Source organism: Burkholderia sp. BCC1972, from assembly GCF_905339605.1.
Lineage (GTDB): Bacteria > Pseudomonadota > Gammaproteobacteria > Burkholderiales > Burkholderiaceae > Burkholderia.
On sequence record NZ_CAJPGH010000041.1, the window covers coordinates 23,993 to 44,077 of the forward strand.

General features: G+C 61.6%; 13 protein-coding genes and 4 tRNA genes. All 17 read right to left on the reverse strand.

Annotation, left to right across the window (positions count from 1 at the left end):
- Positions 1-14 precede the first annotated feature (14 nt).
- Positions 15-2,117, reverse strand: coding sequence for an elongation factor G (gene fusA, locus U5798_RS34840; RefSeq protein WP_124456900.1), 2,103 nt, complete (start codon positions 2,115-2,117; stop codon positions 15-17).
- 123 nt (positions 2,118-2,240) lie between these two features.
- Positions 2,241-2,711, reverse strand: coding sequence for a 30S ribosomal protein S7 (gene rpsG, locus U5798_RS34845; RefSeq protein WP_006477195.1), 471 nt, complete (start codon positions 2,709-2,711; stop codon positions 2,241-2,243).
- Between the two features lie 172 nt (positions 2,712-2,883).
- Complete coding sequence (gene rpsL, locus U5798_RS34850; protein WP_006400662.1) at positions 2,884-3,264, reverse strand: 30S ribosomal protein S12; 381 nt, start codon at positions 3,262-3,264, stop codon at positions 2,884-2,886.
- A 227-nt stretch (positions 3,265-3,491) separates the two neighbouring features.
- Positions 3,492-5,339: a DNA helicase RecQ gene (recQ, locus tag U5798_RS34855; RefSeq protein WP_322084667.1), complete on the reverse strand. Its 1,848-nt coding sequence runs from the start codon at positions 5,337-5,339 to the stop codon at positions 3,492-3,494.
- Positions 5,340-5,606: 267 nt separating this feature from the next.
- Positions 5,607-9,848 carry a DNA-directed RNA polymerase subunit beta' gene (gene rpoC / locus U5798_RS34860; protein WP_322084668.1) on the reverse strand — a complete coding sequence of 1,414 codons (4,242 nt, stop codon included), beginning with the start codon at positions 9,846-9,848 and terminating at the stop codon, positions 5,607-5,609.
- A gap of 21 nt (positions 9,849-9,869) precedes the next feature.
- Positions 9,870-13,976 carry a DNA-directed RNA polymerase subunit beta gene (gene rpoB / locus U5798_RS34865; protein ID WP_124456904.1) on the reverse strand — a complete coding sequence of 1,369 codons (4,107 nt, stop codon included), beginning with the start codon at positions 13,974-13,976 and terminating at the stop codon, positions 9,870-9,872.
- Positions 13,977-14,356: 380 nt separating this feature from the next.
- Entirely contained in the window at positions 14,357-14,731 is a 375-nt protein-coding gene (rplL, locus tag U5798_RS34870; protein WP_006477198.1) for a 50S ribosomal protein L7/L12, read from the reverse strand.
- A 63-nt stretch (positions 14,732-14,794) separates the two neighbouring features.
- Positions 14,795-15,292, reverse strand: a complete 498-nt coding sequence (gene rplJ, locus U5798_RS34875) for a 50S ribosomal protein L10 (RefSeq protein ID WP_059232621.1) — start codon at positions 15,290-15,292, stop codon at positions 14,795-14,797.
- Between the two features lie 308 nt (positions 15,293-15,600).
- On the reverse strand, positions 15,601-16,296 hold the full coding sequence (rplA, locus tag U5798_RS34880) for a 50S ribosomal protein L1 (RefSeq protein WP_124456905.1): 696 nt from the start codon (positions 16,294-16,296) through the stop codon (positions 15,601-15,603).
- Positions 16,297-16,728, reverse strand: coding sequence for a 50S ribosomal protein L11 (gene rplK, locus U5798_RS34885; protein WP_006477201.1), 432 nt, complete (start codon positions 16,726-16,728; stop codon positions 16,297-16,299).
- Positions 16,729-16,869: 141 nt separating this feature from the next.
- A complete protein-coding gene (gene nusG / locus U5798_RS34890) occupies positions 16,870-17,427 on the reverse strand; it encodes a transcription termination/antitermination protein NusG (protein ID WP_006400672.1) in 558 nt (185 codons plus the stop codon).
- Between the two features lies 1 nt (position 17,428).
- A complete protein-coding gene (secE, locus tag U5798_RS34895; protein WP_006482892.1) occupies positions 17,429-17,809 on the reverse strand; it encodes a preprotein translocase subunit SecE in 381 nt (126 codons plus the stop codon).
- A gap of 43 nt (positions 17,810-17,852) precedes the next feature.
- Positions 17,853-17,928, reverse strand: a tRNA-Trp gene (locus tag U5798_RS34900).
- A 59-nt stretch (positions 17,929-17,987) separates the two neighbouring features.
- A complete protein-coding gene (tuf, locus tag U5798_RS34905; protein WP_011350666.1) occupies positions 17,988-19,178 on the reverse strand; it encodes an elongation factor Tu in 1,191 nt (396 codons plus the stop codon).
- A gap of 66 nt (positions 19,179-19,244) precedes the next feature.
- Positions 19,245-19,319: transfer RNA gene (locus U5798_RS34910), tRNA-Thr, on the reverse strand.
- A 24-nt stretch (positions 19,320-19,343) separates the two neighbouring features.
- Positions 19,344-19,417: transfer RNA gene (locus U5798_RS34915), tRNA-Gly, on the reverse strand.
- A gap of 43 nt (positions 19,418-19,460) precedes the next feature.
- A tRNA-Tyr gene (locus U5798_RS34920) sits at positions 19,461-19,546 on the reverse strand.
- Positions 19,547-20,085: the final 539 nt, after the last annotated feature.

Genomic DNA, 20,085 nt, shown 5'->3' on the forward strand with positions numbered 1-20,085 from the left:
ATTGAGATAACGAATTACTTCGACTTCGCGCTGATGATCGCGTCAGCAACGTTGCGCGGAGCTTCAGCGTAGTGCTTGAACTCCATCGTGTACGTTGCACGACCTTGCGTCAGCGAACGCAGCGACGTCGAGTAACCGAACATTTCCGACAGCGGCACTTCGGCGCGAACGATCTTGCCGCCGCCGACCATGTCTTCCATGCCCTGGACGATACCGCGACGGCCCGACAGGTCGCCCATCACGTTGCCCATGTAGTCTTCCGGCGTCTCGACTTCGACAGCCATCATCGGCTCGAGGACGACCGGGTTCGCCTTGCGCATCGCTTCCTTGAACGCCATCGAACCGGCCATGCGGAACGCGTTTTCGTTCGAGTCAACGTCGTGGTACGAACCGAACGTCAGGTGAACCTTCACGTCGACGACCGGGAAGCCAGCCAGCACGCCCGACTTCAGCGTGTCCTGGATACCCTTGTCGACCGCCGGGATGTATTCACGCGGAATCACACCACCCTTGATCTCGTCGAAGAACTCGTAGCCCTTGCCTTGTTCGTTCGGCTCGAGCGTGATGACCGCGTGACCGTACTGGCCGCGACCGCCCGACTGCTTGACGAACTTGCCGTCGACATCCTTCGCCGTCGAACGGATCGTTTCGCGGTACGCAACCTGCGGCTTGCCGACGGTTGCTTCCACGCCGAATTCACGCTTCATCCGGTCGACCAGAATTTCGAGGTGGAGCTCGCCCATGCCCGAAATGATGGTCTGGCCCGACTCTTCGTCGGTCTGCACGCGGAACGACGGATCTTCCTGAGCCAGACGGTTCAGTGCGAGGCCCATCTTTTCCTGGTCAGCCTTGGTCTTCGGCTCGACTGCCTGCGAAATCACCGGCTCCGGGAACACCATGCGCTCGAGGATGATCGGGTTCGCCGGGTCGCACAGCGTGTCGCCCGTGGTCGCTTCCTTCAGGCCGACCGCAGCAGCGATGTCGCCTGCGCGAACTTCCTTGATTTCTTCGCGCTGGTTCGCGTGCATTTGCAGAATACGACCCAGGCGTTCCTTCTTGTCCTTCGTCGAGTTCAGCAGCGTGTCGCCCGAATTCACGACGCCCGAGTACACGCGGAAGAAGATCAGCTGGCCGACGAACGGGTCGGTCATGATCTTGAACGCGAGTGCCGAGAACTTCTCGTCGTCCGACGCGCGGCGCTCTGCCGACTCGCCGTTTTCGAGTTCGCCCTTGACCGGCGGGATGTCGACCGGCGACGGCAGGAAGTCGATCACGGCGTCGAGCATACGCTGCACGCCCTTGTTCTTGAACGCGGTACCGCACAGCATCGGCTGGATTTCGCACGCGATCGTACGATCACGCAGCGCCTTGACGATGTCGGCTTCCGGCAGATCGCCTTCTTCCAGGTACTTGTTCATCAGGTCTTCGTTGGCTTCAGCAGCCGCCTCGACCATCTTTTCGCGCCATTCCTTGCAGGTTTCCGCGAGCTCGGCCGGGATGTCGACGTAGTCGAACTTCGTGCCTTGCGACGCTTCGTCCCACACGATCGCCTTCATCTTGATCAGGTCGACGACGCCCTTGAAGTTTTCTTCCGCGCCGATCGGCACCACGACCGGAACCGGGTTCGCCTTCAGGCGCAGACGGAGCTGGTCATAGACCTTGAAGAAGTTCGCGCCGGTACGGTCCATCTTGTTGACGAACGCGAGACGCGGCACCTTGTACTTGTTCGCCTGGCGCCACACCGTTTCCGACTGCGGCTGCACGCCGCCCACTGCGCAGTACACCATGCACGCGCCGTCGAGCACGCGCATCGAGCGCTCGACTTCAATCGTGAAGTCGACGTGGCCCGGGGTGTCGATGATGTTGATGCGGTGTTCCGGATAGTTGCCGCCCATGCCCTTCCAGAAGGCCGTGGTAGCAGCGGACGTGATCGTGATGCCACGCTCCTGTTCCTGCTCCATCCAGTCCATCGTGGCTGCGCCGTCGTGGACTTCACCGATCTTGTGGTTCACACCGGTGTAAAACAGAATGCGCTCGGTCGTCGTCGTTTTGCCGGCGTCGATGTGAGCGCTAATACCGATATTGCGGTAGCGCTCGATAGGAGTCTTGCGAGCCACTTTGATCCTCTACTGGGATGACACGATGCAGCCCAGCTGCATCATGCTTCAACACAAACGGGCGAGGCGCCTGAAAAGCGCACCCGCCCGGAATTTATTTCCGCTAACAGCCCAGCCAGGCGCTTAGAAACGGAAATGCGAGAACGCGCGGTTGGCTTCTGCCATGCGGTGAACTTCGTCGCGCTTCTTCATCGCGCCGCCACGGCCTTCGGCCGCTTCGGAGAGTTCACCTGCCAGGCGCAGGGCCATCGACTTCTCGCTACGCTTCTTCGCAGCCTCACGCAGCCAGCGCATCGCCAATGCCATACGACGCGACGGGCGCACTTCGACCGGAACTTGATAGTTGGCACCACCAACGCGACGGCTCTTCACTTCAACCACCGGCTTCACGTTGTTGAGCGCAACCGTGAACACTTCCAGCGGGTCCTTGCCACCCTTGGTCTGGATCTGTTCGAATGCGCCATAAACGATGCGCTCTGCGACCGACTTCTTGCCGGACAGCATCAGCATGTTCATGAACTTGGCAACATCAACGTTACCGAACTTCGGATCCGGCAACACTTCCCGCTTGGGGACTTCGCGACGACGCGGCATGATTCTTCCTTTACTTGTTCAGTTGGAGCTGGTTCCAGCTCCGCGGCCACCAACAAACCCGATCACATCTTCACGACTAACCAGCTTGGCCGGGTGACCACTTACTCGACAGCACCGGCAATCCGGCACTCCCGCCTTGACCGCCCTGCGGCGATCCCTGATCAAAAACTGCTTACTTGGCAGCCTTTGCACGCTTCGCGCCGTACTTCGAGCGCGCTTGCTTACGGTCCTTGACGCCCTGGGTATCCAGCGAGCCGCGAACCATGTGGTAACGCACACCCGGCAAGTCCTTCACACGGCCGCCGCGGATCAGCACAACCGAGTGTTCCTGCAGGTTGTGGCCTTCACCGCCGATGTACGAAATCACTTCGAAGCCGTTCGTCAGACGAACCTTGGCGACCTTACGGAGTGCCGAGTTCGGCTTCTTCGGCGTCGTCGTGTACACACGGGTGCACACGCCGCGACGCTGGGGGCAGTCCTGCAGGGCCGGGCTCTTGCTCTTCGTCGTTTCCGACTGACGGCCTTTGCGAACCAGTTGGTTGATGGTTGGCATTGTTTATTCCTGAAATTGAACAAAATCTGCACACCGATTTCGGGCAAAGCGAGAATCGGCGCACAGTTGACTTCCGAACCGGCGAATCGGGTGCGAGCTTTCGAACGCGACACGGCCCACCGAATACCGGAACCCAGCATCATATTCCGGAAATACCAACTAAGTCAACGGCTTGCGTGATTTTCCCGTCGACCGCGTGGTTTACCGGAAGGGTCGGAACACCTGTGTCAGGCCGATTCGACGACGTCGATGATCTCGTCGCCGAAGCGCTCGAGCTTGCGTACGCCCATGCCGGGAATGTGGCGCAGGTCGTCGATCGACTCCGGCGCGTTGCGCGCGATTTCCGCGAGCGTCGCGTCGTGGAAGATCACGTAGGCCGGCACGCCGTCGGTCTTGGCGGTTTCCGCGCGCCACGCACGCAGCGCATCCCACCGCGCGCGCTCGCGCGCATCCATGCCGGCCGTCGGGTCGACGCGCGTGCCGCTGCGGCCCGACGACTGCCGCGTGCGCTGCGGCTTCACGTAGCGGCGCAGCGTGACCTTCTCCTCGTTCTTCAGGACGGGCTTCGCTGCCTCGGTCAGCACGAGCGCGCCGAAGCCGCCATGATCGACGGCCAGGTAGCCGTACGCGACGAGCTGCCGGAAAATCGCGCGCCATTCGGGCTCGGACAGCGATGCGCCGATCCCGAACGTCGTGAGCTGGTCGTGGCCGCGCTGCAACACTTTCTCGGTGCGCCCGCCGCGCAGGATCTCGATCAGGTGGCTCGAGCCGAAATTGAAGCCGCTCGCGCGCTGCGCGCGGAACACGCACGACAGCGCCATCTGCGCCTCGCGCGTGGCATCCCACGATGCGGGCGGCTCGAGGCACGTGTCGCAGTTGCCGCACGGCCGGCTCTCTTCGCCGAAATAGTTCAGCAGCCGCACGCGGCGGCACGAGATCGTCTCGCACAGCCCGAGCAGCGCATCGAGCTTCGACGTCTGCACGCGCTTGTGTGCGTCGTCCGCGTCGGACTCGTCGATCATCTTGCGCTGCTGGACGACGTCGCCGAGGCCGTATGCCATCCACGCATTCGCGGGCATCCCGTCGCGGCCCGCGCGGCCGGTTTCCTGGTAGTAGCCTTCGACGCTCTTCGGCAGGTCCAGGTGCGCAACGAAGCGCACGTCGGGTTTGTCGATGCCCATGCCGAACGCGATCGTCGCGCACATCACGATGCCCTCTTCCCGCTGGAACATTTCCTGGTGCTTCTGCCGCACCTCGAACTCCATTCCCGCGTGATACGGCAGCGCGCGCACGCCCTGCGCCTTCAGCCACTCGGCCGTTTCCTCGACCTTGCGGCGCGACAGGCAATAGACGACGCCGGCGTCCGTCGTGCCGTCTGCATTCGTGTGTTCGGCGCGGATGAAATCGAGCAGCTGCGAGCGCGCGTTGTCCTTCTCGACGATCCGGTAGCGGATGTTCGGGCGATCGAAGCTCGACACGAACACGCGTGCATCGTCGAGCGCGAGGCGATGGATGATCTCGTCGCGCGTGATCGCGTCGGCCGTGGCCGTCAGCGCGATGCGCGGCACCGACGGGAACCGCTCGTGCAGCACCGACAGCTGGATGTATTCCGGGCGGAAATCGTGCCCCCATTGCGACACGCAGTGCGCTTCGTCGATCGCGAACAGGCCGATCTTCGCGCGCTCGAGCAGGTCGAGGAAGCGCCCCGTCATCAACCGCTCCGGCGCGACGTACAGCAGGTCGATTTCGCCTTCGCGCAGCGCGCGCTCGGTGGCCGCGGCCTCGGCGCCCGACAGCGTCGAATTCAGGTAGGCCGCTCGCACGCCGACTTCGCGCAGCGCGGCGACCTGGTCCTGCATCAGCGCGATCAGGGGCGACACGACGATGCCGGCGCCCTGCCCGGTCTCGCGGCGCAGCAGCGCGGGGATCTGGTAGCACAGCGACTTGCCGCCGCCCGTCGGCATCAGCACGAGACAATCGCCGCCGCCGGCGACGTGCTCGACGATCTCGCCCTGCTGGCCGCGAAAGGCGGAATAACCAAAGACTTCGTCGAGAATTTCGAGGGCGCGGGACATGAATGAGAACAAGGACGGCTAAACGATGACCGCGATTTTAACAACCCGCTCGCTCGGCGCGTGGCGAATCGTGCGACGTTGGCCATTCGGTCAGGGTTCGTTCGCGTGCATGACGGGCCTGCCCCGGCTGCGCGGCCAATGATGGCGGGGCACGCGCGGGCACTGCGCAGGCACGTCATGCACGTGAACGACGGATGAAAAAAAACCGCCCGGCGGAACCGGGCGGTTTCGGTGACAACGAGGTGAGGCGGCTCGCGCCGCCCGCACTTACTCGGCTGCCGGGTGTTGCGGCTCTTCTGCCGGCGCGCTCGGCGTGCCGAAGTCGAATGCCTCTTCCGCTGCGATCTGGTCGAAACGCTCACGATCCGACGATTCCTTCGCCTTGCGTGCCTTGTGGAACGCGAGACCCGTACCGGCCGGAATCAGACGGCCGACGATCACGTTTTCCTTCAGGCCACGCAGATCGTCGCGCTTGCCCATGATCGCCGCTTCGGTCAGCACGCGGGTCGTTTCCTGGAACGATGCCGCGGAGATGAACGAGTCGGTCGACAGCGACGCCTTCGTGATACCGAGCAGCACGTTGTCGTACGAAGCCGGGCGCTTGTCCTCGGCGATCATGCGATCGTTCTCGTCCAGCATGTCGGAACGCTCGACCTGTTCGCCCGGGATGAAGCGCGTATCACCGTTGTCGGTGATCTGCACACGACGCAGCATCTGGCGAACGATCACCTCGATGTGCTTGTCGTTGATCTTCACGCCCTGCAGACGATACACGTCCTGCACTTCGTCGACGATGTAGCGCGACAGCGCCTCGATACCCTGCAGACGCAGGATGTCGTGCGGATCGGCCGGACCGTCCACGATCATTTCGCCCTTGTTGACGACCTGTGCATCGTGAACCAGAACCTGCTTTTCCTTCGCGATCAGGAACTCGTGCTGGTTGCCCTCGAGATCCGTGATGACGAGACGCTGCTTGCCCTTCGTGTCCTTGCCGAACGACGTCGTACCGGTGACTTCCGCGAGAATGCCGGCATCCTTCGGCGAACGCGCTTCGAACAGTTCCGCCACCCGCGGCAGACCGCCGGTAATGTCACGCGTCTTCTGCGCTTCGGTCGGGATACGTGCGAGCACTTCACCGACCTGCACCTGCTGGCCATCCTTCACGGTGATCAGTGCGCCAACCTGGAAGCCGATCTGCACTGCGTGCTCGGTGCCCGGAATCTTCACTTCTTCGCCGTTCGCGTCGAGCAGCTTCACCTGCGGACGCACGCTCTTCGACGCCTGCGAACCGCGACGCTTCACGTCGATCACGACCAGCGTCGACAGGCCGGTCACGTCGTCGATCTGCTTCGCGACGGTCACGCCTTCCTCGACGTTCTCGAACTTCACCGTACCACCGTACTCGGTGATGATCGGACGCGTCAGCGGATCCCACGTGGCGAGCTGCGTGCCGGCCTTGATCGTCGCGCCGTCGAGCTGCAGCAGCGTCGCGCCGTACGGCACTTTGTGACGCTCGCGCTCGCGACCGAAGTCGTCGGTGATCATCGCTTCGCCCGAACGGGAAATGACGATCTGCTCGCCCTTCGCGTTCGTGACGTAGCGCATCGTCGCCGTGAAGCGCACGATACCGTTGCTCTTCGCTTCGACCGACGAAGCCACTGCCGCACGCGATGCCGCACCACCGATGTGGAACGTACGCATCGTCAGCTGCGTGCCCGGTTCACCGATCGACTGCGCCGCGATCACGCCGACTGCTTCGCCGACGTTCACGAGCGAGCCGCGGCCGAGGTCACGGCCGTAGCAGGCCGCGCACAGGCCGTAACGCGTTTCGCAGGTCAGCGGCGTGCGCACGCGCACTTCGTCGATGCCGAGGCGTTCGATTTCCTCGACCGCCGTTTCGTCGAGCAGCATGCCCGATTCGTACACCGTTTCCTGCGTTTCCGGGTTCACGACGTCCGCGACCGCGACGCGGCCGAGGATACGGTCGCGCAGCGCTTCGACGACTTCACCGCCTTCGACCAGCGCCTTCATCGCGACGCCGTTCGACGTGCCGCAATCGTCTTCCACCACGACCAGATCCTGCGTGACGTCGACGAGACGACGCGTCAGGTAACCCGAGTTCGCGGTCTTCAGTGCCGTATCAGCCAGACCCTTACGTGCACCGTGGGTCGAGATGAAGTACTGCAACACGTTCAGACCTTCGCGGAAGTTCGCGGTAATCGGCGTCTCGATAATCGAGCCGTCCGGCTTCGCCATCAGGCCTCGCATACCGGCCAGCTGACGAATCTGAACCGCCGAACCCCGGGCGCCCGAGTCGGCCATCATGTAGATCGAGTTGAACGATTCCTGGCGCGTTTCCTTGCCGTCGCGGTCCGTCACCGGCTCCGTCGACAGCTGCTCCATCATCGCCTTGCCGACCGCTTCCGACGTTGCCGACCAGATGTCGACCACGTTGTTGTAGCGTTCCTGCGCGGTGACGAGACCCGACATGTACTGGCGGTCGTACTCCTTCACCTTCTTCGCGGCGTCGCCGACGATCGTTTCCTTCTGCGGCGGCACGAGCATGTCGTCCACGCAGATCGAAATGCCGGCGCGCGTCGCGAGACGGAAACCCGACTGCATCAGCTGGTCGGCGAACACCACCGTCGCGCGCAGACCGCACTTGCGGAACGCCGTGTTGATCAGGCGCGAGATTTCCTTCTTCTTCAGCGGCTTGTTCAGCACCGAGAACGGCAGGCCGTGCGGCAGGATCTCCGACAGGATCGCGCGGCCGACGGTCGTCGCGTACAGCGAGATCTTCGGCACGAATTCCGGCGCGCCTTCCGACATGTCTTCGTTGCGGACCATTTCGGTGATCCGCACGTTGACGCGCGAGGCCAGCTCGACTTCCTTGTTCTCGTACGCGCGGATCACTTCCGACACGCCCGTGAACGACAGGCCTTCGCCCTTCGCGTTGACGGCTTCGCGGGTCGCGTAGTACAGACCCAGCACGATATCCTGCGACGGCACGATCGACGGATCGCCGTTGGCCGGGAACAGCACGTTGTTCGACGCCAGCATCAGCGTACGCGCTTCCATCTGCGCTTCGAGCGACAGCGGCACGTGAACGGCCATCTGGTCACCGTCGAAGTCGGCGTTGAACGCCGCGCAGACGAGCGGGTGCAGCTGAATCGCCTTGCCTTCGATCAGCACCGGCTCGAACGCCTGGATACCGAGACGGTGCAGCGTCGGCGCACGGTTCAGCATCACCGGATGCTCGCGGATCACCTCTTCGAGGATGTCCCACACCACCGGCGTCTGGTTCTCGACTTCCTTCTTCGCAGCCTTGATGGTCGTCGCGACGCCCATCACTTCCAGCTTGTTGAAGATGAACGGCTTGAACAGCTCGAGCGCCATCAGCTTCGGCAGGCCGCACTGGTGCAGCTTCAGCGTCGGGCCGACCACGATGACCGAACGGCCCGAGTAGTCGACGCGCTTGCCCAGCAGGTTCTGACGGAAACGACCGCCCTTGCCCTTGATCATGTCGGCGAGCGACTTCAGCGGACGCTTGTTCGCGCCCGTCATCGCCTTGCCGCGACGACCGTTGTCGAGCAGCGAGTCGACGGCTTCCTGCAGCATCCGCTTTTCGTTGCGGACGATGATTTCAGGTGCCTTCAGCTCGAGCAGACGCTTCAACCGGTTGTTACGGTTGATCACGCGGCGATACAGGTCGTTCAGGTCCGACGTCGCGAAACGGCCGCCATCCAGCGGCACGAGCGGACGCAGTTCCGGCGGCAGCACCGGCAGCACTTCGAGAATCATCCACTCGGGCTTGATGCCCGAACGCTGGAATGCCTCGAGGACCTTCAGGCGCTTCGCGTACTTCTTGATCTTCGCTTCCGAGCCGGTGTTCTTCAGCTCGGTGCGCAGCGTCTCGACCTGCTCGTCGATGTTGATCGCGCGCAGCAGTTCACGCACGCCTTCCGCGCCCATCTCGGCACGGAATTCGTCGCCGTATTCCTCGACCTTGTTGTAGTAATCCTCTTCGGTCATGATCTGCCGCGCCTTCAGCGGCGTCATGCCCGGTTCGATCACCACGTAGGCTTCGAAGTACAGCACGCGTTCGATGTCGCGCAGCGTCATGTCGAGCACCATGCCCAGACGCGACGGCAGCGACTTCAGGAACCAGATGTGCGCGACCGGCGAGGCCAGCTCGATGTGGCCCATCCGTTCGCGACGCACCTTCGCCAGCGTCACTTCGACGCCGCACTTCTCGCAGATCACGCCGCGGTGCTTCAGACGCTTGTACTTGCCGCACAGGCACTCGTAGTCCTTGATCGGCCCGAAGATCTTCGCGCAGAAGAGACCATCGCGTTCCGGCTTGAACGTACGGTAGTTGATGGTCTCCGGCTTCTTGACTTCGCCGAACGACCACGAACGGATCTTGTCCGGCGAGGCCAGACCGATCTTGATCGCGTCGAAAACTTCTTCCTGTTGGACTTGCTTGAATAGATCGAGCAGAGCTTTCATTGCTTTCTCTCCGTAGTCCGATTAATTGCGGTCGAGATCGATATCGATACCGAGCGAGCGGATTTCCTTCACGAGCACGTTGAAGGATTCCGGCATGCCTGCATCGATCACGTGATCGCCCTTGACCAGGTTCTCATAGACCTTGGTCCGGCCGTTCACGTCGTCCGACTTCACCGTCAGCATTTCCTGCAGCACGTAGGACGCGCCGTACGCTTCGAGTGCCCACACTTCCATTTCACCGAAACGCTGGCCACCGAACTGCGCCTTACCACCCAGCGGCTGCTGCGTGACGAGCGAGTACGGACCGGTCGAACGCGCGTGCATCTTGTCGTCGACCAAGTGGTGCAGCTTCAGGTAGTGCATGTAGCCGAGCGTCACGCGACGTTCGAACATTTCACCCGTGCGGCCGTCGTACAGACGGACCTGGTTCTTCGACGGGTTCATGCCGAGCTGTTCAGCGATGTCGTCCGGGAACGCGAGGTCGAGCATCTTGCCCATTTCTTCCTCGGTCGCACCGTCGAACACCGGCGTCGCGAACGGCACGCCTTCGCGCAGGTTCTTCGCGAGTTCGAGGATCTCGTCGTCGGTGAAGCTTTCCAGATCTTCCTGGCGGCCCGACTCGTTGTAGATCTTCGTCAGGAACACGCGCAGTTCCTCGATCTTCGCCTGACGCTGCAGCATCTCGCCGATACGCCAGCCGAGACCCTTCGCGGCCCAGCCGAGGTGCACTTCCAGAACCTGGCCCACGTTCATCCGCGACGGCACGCCGAGCGGGTTCAGCACGACGTCTGCCGGACGGCCGTCGGCCATGTACGGCATGTCTTCGATCGGGACGATCTTCGACACGACACCCTTGTTACCGTGACGGCCTGCCATCTTGTCGCCAGGCTGCAGACGGCGCTTCACCGCGAGGTACACCTTGACCATCTTCAGCACGCCCGGCGGCAGTTCGTCGCCTTGCGTGAGCTTCTTGCGCTTCTCTTCGAACGCGAGGTCGAACTGGTGACGCTTTTCTTCGATCGAGTTCTTGATCGCTTCGAGCTGCGCCGCTGCTTCGTCGTCCGCGAGGCGGATGTCGAACCAGTGGTAGTGGTCGAGGTCTTCCAGGTAAGCCTGGTCGATCTTCGTACCCTTCGCGAGCTTCTTCGGACCGCCGTTCGCGACCTTGCCCACGAGCATGCGTGCGAGACGCTGGAACGCGTCGCCTTCCACGATGCGCAGCTGGTCGTTCAGGTCGAGACGATAGCGCTTCAGTTCGTCGTCGATGATCTGTTGCGCACGCTTGTCGCGCTGGATGCCTTCACGCGTGAACACCTGGACGTCGATCACGGTGCCGCTCATGCCCGACGGCACGCGCAGCGACGTGTCCTTCACGTCCGAAGCCTTCTCGCCGAAGATCGCGCGCAGCAGCTTCTCTTCCGGCGTCAGCTGGGTCTCGCCCTTCGGCGTGACCTTGCCGACCAGCACGTCGCCTGCTTCGACTTCCGCACCGATGTACACGATGCCCGATTCGTCGAGACGGCCGAGCTGGACTTCCGCCAGGTTCGAGATGTCGCGCGTGATTTCTTCCGGCCCGAGCTTCGTGTCGCGTGCAACGACGTTCAGCTCTTCGATGTGGATCGACGTGTAGCGATCGTCCGCAACGACCTTCTCCGAGATCAGGATCGAATCCTCGAAGTTGTAGCCGTTCCACGGCATGAACGCGATCAGCATGTTCTGGCCGAGCGCGAGCTCGCCCAGGTCCGTCGAGGCGCCGTCGGCCAGCACGTCGCCGCGCGAGACCTTGTCGCCCATCTTCACGATCGGACGCTGGTTGATGTTCGTGTTCTGGTTCGAACGCGTGTACTTGATCAGGTTGTAGATGTCGACACCGACTTCACCTGCGACCGCTTCTTCGTCGTTCACGCGAATCACGATACGGCCTGCGTCGACATAGTCGACGACGCCGCCACGGAACGCCTGAACCGTCGTACCCGAGTCGACCGCACAGGTGCGCTCGATACCCGTCCCGACGACCGGCTTTTCCGGACGCAGACACGGCACGGCCTGACGCTGCATGTTCGAACCCATCAGTGCACGGTTCGCGTCATCGTGCTCGAGGAACGGAATCAGCGAAGCTGCAACCGACACGATCTGCGACGGCGCGACGTCCATGTACTGGATACGGTCCGGCGTGACCATCATCGTTTCGCCGGCTTCACGCGACGACACGAGTTCGTCGATCAGCTGGCCGTTCTCGTCGATCGCGGCGTTTGCCTGCGCGATCATGTAGCGGCCTTCCTCGATCGCCGACAGGTAGTCGATCTGGTCGGTCACCTTGCTGTCCACGACCTTGCGGTACGGCGTCTCGAGGAAGCCGTATTCGTTCAGGTGCGCGTACAGTGCGAGCGAGTTGATCAGGCCGATGTTCGGACCTTCCGGCGTTTCGATCGGGCACACGCGGCCATAGTGGGTCGGGTGCACGTCGCGGACTTCGAAGCCTGCGCGTTCGCGCGTCAGACCGCCCGGGCCCAGTGCGGAAACACGGCGCTTGTGCGTGATTTCCGACAGCGGGTTGGTCTGGTCCATGAACTGCGACAGCTGCGACGAACCGAAGAACTCGCGAATCGCCGACGAAATCGGCTTCGAGTTGATCAGGTCGTGCGGCATCAGGTTTTCGCTTTCGGCCTGGCCGAGGCGTTCCTTGACCGCGCGTTCGACACGCACGAGACCGGCGCGGAACTGGTTCTCCGCCAGTTCGCCGACGCAACGCACACGACGGTTGCCGAGGTGGTCGATGTCGTCCACTTCGCCCTTGCCGTTGCGCAGCTCGACGAGGATCTTGATCGTCGCGAGGATGTCGTCGTCCTGCAGCGTCATCGGGCCGACGATCTCGTCACGGCCGACGCGGCGGTTGAACTTCATGCGGCCGACCTTCGACAGGTCGTACGCTTCTTCGCTGTAGAACAGACGGTTGAACAGTGCCTCGACCGCTTCTTCGGTCGGCGGCTCGCCCGGACGCATCATGCGGTAGATCGCGATGCGCGCGGCCGTACGATCGGTCGTTTCGTCGACACGCAGCGTCGACGAGATGTACGGGCCCTGGTCCAGGTCGTTCGTGTAGAGCGTCTGGATGTCCTTGATGCCCGCTTCGCGCAGCTTCTCGAGCACGCTTTCCGTGACTTCGTCGTTCGCGCTCGCGATCACTTCGCCGGTGTCGCCGTCGACGACGTTCTTCGCCAGCACGCGGCCGAGCAGATAGTCTTCCGGCACCGAGATGAACTTGGTCTTCGCGGCTTCGAGGTCGCGAATGTGCTTCGCGTTGATCCGCTTGTCCTTCTGGACAATGACCTTGCCATCGCGATCCGTGATGTCGAAACGCGCGACTTCACCACGCAGGCGCTCGGGCACGAACTCGAGTTGCGCGCCTTCGTCCATCAGCGTGAAGTTGTCGAACACGAAGAAGTTCGCGAGGATCTGTTCCGGCGTCAGGCCGATGGCCTTCAGCAGGATCGTGACCGGCATCTTGCGGCGACGGTCAACGCGGAAGTACAGGATGTCCTTCGGATCGAATTCGAAGTCGAGCCACGAGCCGCGGTACGGAATGATCCGTGCCGAGAACAGCAGCTTGCCCGAGCTGTGCGTCTTGCCCTTGTCGTGTTCGAAGAACACGCCCGGCGAACGGTGCAGCTGCGAGACGATGACACGCTCGGTGCCGTTGATGACGAACGAGCCCGTCGGCGTCATGAGCGGAATTTCGCCCATGTACACTTCCTGCTCCTTCACTTCCTTGACGACCGGCTTGTTCGGCGATTCCTTGTCGAGGATGACAAGGCGGACCTTCGCGCGCAGCGCGGAGCAGTACGTCAGGCCCCGCTGCTGGCATTCCTTGATGTTGAATGCCGGCGAGGACAGCGCATAGCTCACGAACTCGAGGCGCGCGAAACCGTTGTGCGAAACAATGGGAAATACCGATGTGAACGCGGCCTGCAAACCTTCAGGCTTGCGTTGCGTCGCCGGCACATCGGCTTGCAGAAACGTGCTGAATGATTCAAGCTGGGTAGCCAGCAAGAACGGAACTTGGTGAACGATGGGGCGCTTCGCGAAACTCTTGCGAATGCGCTTCTTCTCGGTGAAGGAATATTGCATACGATCTCCGAATCACGGCGGGTGCTATCGAGGCGGAATACCTGGACGTTTCAAACCCGAGTGTTCACCGACTGAGACCCGATGGCCGTTGACGGCTTGAACGAGCCGAGAAGCTTGGTGGTTGGCCGCTACCAACCGCTGGCTGACGGCAGCGGATGCCTGTGTTGCCCGCTACCCGACCAAACTTGCCTTCTGCAGTCGCTTCAGAAGACAAAGAGAACCGCCAATCGTGCGTGACCTTTCACAACGATGAGGCGGTTTTCTTTGGCTTCTGGGACCGATTATTCGGGCTCCCGAATGAGTGCCAGAATAACGATCCCACAAAGCACAAAAAGGCCGGCGGTGAAAATACCGCCAGCCTTCGCACAGCGCGTCGAAACTTACTTGACTTCGACCTTCGCGCCTGCTTCTTCCAGCTTCTTCTTGGCTTCTTCAGCAGCAGCCTTGTCGACGCCTTCCTTGACGGGCTTCGGTGCACCGTCAACCAGGTCCTTCGCTTCCTTCAGGCCCAGGCCCGTCAGTTCGCGAACGGCCTTGATGACCGAAACCTTGTTGGCGCCGGCTTCAGCCAGCACGACCGTGAATTCGGTCTTTTCTTCTGCAGCAGCAGCAGCGCCGCCGCCTGCCGGGCCAGCGACTGCCACTGCAGCTGCCGACACGCCAAACTTCTCTTCGAATGCCTTGACCAGTTCGTTCAGTTCCAGAACGGTCATCCCTTCGACTGCTGCCAGGATGTCTTCTTTTGCGATTGCCATTTGAAATACTCCTAAATTGAATTCGGATACAGCCAGCGATCAATGACGCTGATGCACGTTCGCTTACGCAGCTTCCGCTTGCTTCTTCTCGGCCAGCGCTGCCAGAGCACGCGCGAAGCCCGAAACAGGCGATTGCATAACGAACAGCAGCTTCGAGAGCAGTTCTTCGCGGCTCGGGATGCTTGCCAGCGCTTGCACGCCAGCCTTGTCCATCACCTTGCCATCGAACGAACCAGCCTTGATGATCAACTTGTCGTTGCTCTTGCCGAAGTCGTTGACGACCTTAGCAGCAGCAATTGCATCTTCCGAGATGCCGTAGATCAGCGGACCAGTCATCTGCTCTGCCAGCGGAGCAAACGGCGTACCTTCAACGGCGCGACGCGCCAGCGTGTTCTTCAACACGCGCAGGTAAACCTTTTGCTCACGCGCTTGCGCGCGCAGCTTGGTCAGATCGCCAACCGCAATTCCACGATACTCAGCCAGCACAACGGTCTGGGCCTTCGCGACTTGCGCGGAAACCTCAGCGACGACGGCTTGCTTGTCTTCTCTATTAAGCGGCACGGTTAGCCTCCAGAAACGATACGTTCGGCGCGGCCGATATGGCCAAAACCTCACGTACCTCGTTCAACAACGGCGTCCGACCTCGTTAGGAGTATTTCCACCTCACGCCGCGAATCGCTTCACGGCCTGCGGCTTCACCACTGCAAAACTTTTTCGGGTTCGCCATCTGCGTTGGCTTGAATTAAGGGATCACCTGCCTGCTGCGTCCCACCAACGGTCTTTGATAACCGGTTGCCCGCCATGCTGCACGAACAACCGCCCAAAGCCCATGTAGGCCGCTTCGCGAACGAAGCGGCCCGAATACTTTCTTACGCTGCCAGCGTAGCCTGGTCGACACGCACGCCGACGCCCATCGTGCTCGACAGTGCGATCTTGCGCAGGTACACGCCCTTGCTCGTTGCCGGCTTGGCCTTCTGCAGCGCTTCGATCAGCGCCGACAGGTTCGAACGCAGTGCGGTCGGTTCGAACGATGCACGGCCGATGGTCGCGTGGATGATACCGGCCTTGTCGACACGGAATTGCACCTGACCAGCCTTCGCGTTCTTGACGGCGGTTGCGACGTCCGGCGTGACCGTACCGACCTTCGGGTTCGGCATCAGGCCGCGCGGGCCGAGGATCTGGCCGAGCGTACCGACGATACGCATCGTGTCCGGCGAAGCGATCACGATGTCGAAGTCCATCTGGCCAGCCTTGATCTGCTCAGCCAGGTCTTCCATACCGACGATTTCCGCGCCTGCTGCACGAGCCTGCTCGGCCTTTTCGCCTTGCGCGAACACGGCAACGCGAACCGACTTGCCCGTACCGGCCGGCAGAACGACCGAACCACGAACGACCTGGTCCGACTTCTTTGCATCGATGCCGAGCTGGACCGCGACGTCGATCGACTCGTCGAACTTCGCGCTCGCGCATTCCTTCACGAGGCTCAGTGCGTCTTCGATCGCGTACAGCTTCTGACGATCAACCTTGGCGGCAAATGCCTGACGGCGCTTGGAGATCTTAGCCATTTACACGCCCTCCACAGTGATGCCCATCGAGCGTGCGCTACCAGCGATGGTGCGAACGGCTGCGTCCAGATCAGCTGCCGTAAGGTCCGGCATCTTGGTCTTTGCGATTTCTTCAGCTTGAGCGCGCGTGATCGAACCGACCTTGTCGGTGTGCGGCTTGCTCGAGCCCTTGTCCACCTTGGCCGCCTTCTTGATCAGGACGGTTGCCGGCGGCGTCTTCATCACGAACGTGAAGCTCTTGTCAGCGAATGCCGTGATGACCACCGGCACCGGCAGACCCGGCTCCATGCCTTGAGTCTGCGCGTTGAACGCCTTGCAGAACTCCATGATGTTCAGGCCGCGCTGGCCCAGTGCCGGACCGACCGGCGGCGACGGGTTGGCTTTACCTGCAGGGATCTGCAGCTTGATAAAGCCGATAATCTTCTTTGCCATTTGTGAACCTCATTGGAACGCCGGAAGGGCGTTCGGTGAGTAATAACGCGCGTTCGCCGCTGGCTACTGACGCTCCTCAACGGCCATGACGCGGGCCGTAAGCGCGAAGGTGGGCAGCCGAGGCTGCCCACCGAATCGGGGTCAAACTTTTTCGACCTGGCCGAACTCGAGCTCGACCGGGGTGGATCGGCCAAAAATGGTGACCGACACACGCACGCGCGATTTTTCGTAGTTGACTTCTTCGACGGTGCCGTTGAAGTCCGTGAACGGGCCTTCCTTGACACGCACCATCTCGCCAACTTCGAACAGGGTCTTCGGGCGCGGCTTTTCGACGCCTTCCTGCATCTGCGACATGATCTTCTCGACTTCCTTCGGGGAAATCGGGGTCGGGCGGTTACGCGCACCGCCGACGAAACCGGTGACCTTCGCGGTGTTCTTCACGAGGTGCCACGTTTCGTCCGTCATTTCCATTTCCACCAGCACATAGCCGGGGAAGAAACGACGCTCGGTCACGGCCTTGTGGCCGCCCTTGACTTCGACCACTTCTTCGGTCGGAACCAGGATCTGACCGAATTTGTCCTGCATGCCAGCACGTTCGATGCGCTCCTGAAGCGCACGTTGCACGCTCTTCTCCATACCGGAGTAGGCGTGCACGACGTACCAACGCTTTCCGCTCGGGGATGCCGGAGTATCGCTCATATCATTTCCAACCCAGAATCGCCGAGAAAATCACCCATTCGATCGATTTGTCACTCAACCAGAGGAAAATCGCCATCACGAGCACGAAACCGAACACGACGAGTGTGGTTTGCGTTGCTTCCTTGCGGGTGGGCCAAACGACCTTCCGGACTTCCTTGTACGAATCCTTGGCAAAGGCGATGAGGCTCTTGCCAGGAGCGGACATCAGTCCGACGGCCACGCCGGCGATGATACCCACCGCCAACGCGGCACCGCGGACATACCACTGCTGATTGGCCAGCCAGAAGAAGCCCACGAATCCGGCCAAGACCAGCAATACGCCCAGGGCCAGCATCAGCTTATCGCCGGAGGTATTTACAGTTTCGACGGATGGATTCGCCATAACACCTTAAAACAAATGCCACGTAGGACACGTGGCTATTTTTTGGCAGGGGCAGAGGGAATCGAACCCCCAACCTTCGGTTTTGGAGACCGACGCTCTGCCAGTTGAGCTATACCCCTAAACCATGTTGGGGCCGGCTGTTGCCAGCCCCAAAACTGTCGATCAACGAATAACTGGCTTACTCGATGATCTTGGCGACGACGCCGGCGCCGACGGTACGGCCGCCTTCGCGGATTGCGAAGCGCAGACCTTCTTCCATCGCGATCGGAGCGATCAGCTTCACCGTGATCGACACGTTGTCGCCCGGCATCACCATTTCCTTGTCCTTCGGCAGCTCGATCGAGCCCGTCACGTCCGTCGTACGGAAGTAGAACTGCGGACGGTAGTTGTTGAAGAACGGCGTGTGACGGCCGCCTTCGTCCTTGCTCAGCACGTACACTTCAGCCGTGAAGTGCGTGTGCGGCGTGATCGAACCCGGCTTCGCCAGAACCTGGCCACGCTCCACGTCTTCACGCTTCGTGCCGCGCAGCAGGATACCAACGTTGTCGCCTGCCTGACCTTGGTCCAGCAGCTTGCGGAACATTTCAACGCCCGTGCAGGTCGTCTTCACCGTCGGCTTGATACCGACGATTTCGATTTCCTCGCCGACCTTCACGATGCCGCGCTCGACACGACCCGTCACCACCGTACCACGGCCCGAGATCGAGAACACGTCTTCCACCGGCATCAGGAACGCGCCGTCAACTGCACGCTCCGGCGTCGGGATGTACGTGTCCAGCGCATCGGCCAGGCTCATGATCGCCACTTCGCCCAGCTCGCCCGTGTCGCCTTCCAGCGCCAGCTTTGCCGAACCCTTCACGATCGGCGTGTCGTCGCCCGGGAAGTCGTACTTCGACAGGAGTTCGCGAACTTCCATCTCGACCAGCTCGAGCAGTTCTGCGTCGTCCACCATGTCGCACTTGTTCAGGAACACGATGATGTACGGAACGCCAACCTGGCGCGCCAGCAGGATGTGCTCACGCGTCTGCGGCATCGGGCCGTCAGCTGCCGAGCAAACCAGGATCGCGCCGTCCATCTGCGCTGCGCCCGTGATCATGTTCTTCACATAGTCAGCGTGGCCCGGGCAGTCGACGTGTGCGTAGTGGCGGTTGGCCGTTTCGTACTCGACGTGTGCCGTGTTGATCGTGATGCCGCGCGCCTTTTCTTCCGGTGCCGCGTCGATCTGGTCGTATGCCTTCGCTTCGCCGCCGAACTTCTTCGTCAGAACCGTCGTGATCGCTGCCGTCAGCGTCGTCTTGCCGTGGTCAACGTGACCAATCGTACCAACGTTCACGTGCGGCTTGGTCCGCTCGAATTTACCCTTGGCCATTTTCGACTCCCAAAAGGAATTTCACAGGTTGCGCCGCGCGCAAACAAGACACTGACTTTTTACTGCTGGTGCCCATGGGCAGGATCGAACTGCCGACCTCTCCCTTACCAAGGGAGTGCTCTACCACTGAGCCACATGGGCGTTTTACGCTTCAACTTAGCGGTCTGGAGCGGGTGAAGGGAATCGAACCCTCGTCGTAAGCTTGGAAGGCTTCTGCTCTACCATTGAGCTACACCCGCACGGGCCACTAACGATTCCTTACCGCTCACTGCGCTGATATCTTGGTGGAGGAGGTTGGATTCGAACCAACGTAGGCGTAAGCCAACAGATTTACAGTCTGCCCCCTTTAGCCACTCGGGCACCCCTCCGTAGAGAACTGACGATTATGGGGGTGCATCGCACTCGTGTCAAGCACATCCGGAAGATTATTTTCATTCTCTTCCTGACTCCTGCTTTACCACCGATCCCCGCGCCCGCCCGGCTAAGGCAAGCACGAGATGCTGCCGACCGGCGCCACATCTTCGTCAGACTCCGCCCTTAGCGCCGATCTGCATCTGCGCTAAAAACGAAAGACCGCCATGATACGACCTCTTTCGCACAATGCCAAGCGGGTAGAAGCAAAATTTCCGCAAATTTCGTGCCGGACGACTTCGCCGGCCCCGCCTGCGGCATTTTTCGGCGGCTTCGGCGCCCTGCCGCTTGCGGGAAATCGGGATTTCGCGCGTCCCGTCGCGCGGCTGCCCGCTCGAGCTCGCGGCTGTACCGTGCGCTGCGCTATCCGAACTTTCGGGTGTTTGGGCCCTGTAATGGCGCCATCGCGTCCGCGCGAGATGTGGGCCAACCTCCCCCGTCCCTGTCGACGCCGGTCGCCGGTCGCCGGTCGCCGGTCGCCGGTCGCCGGTCGCCG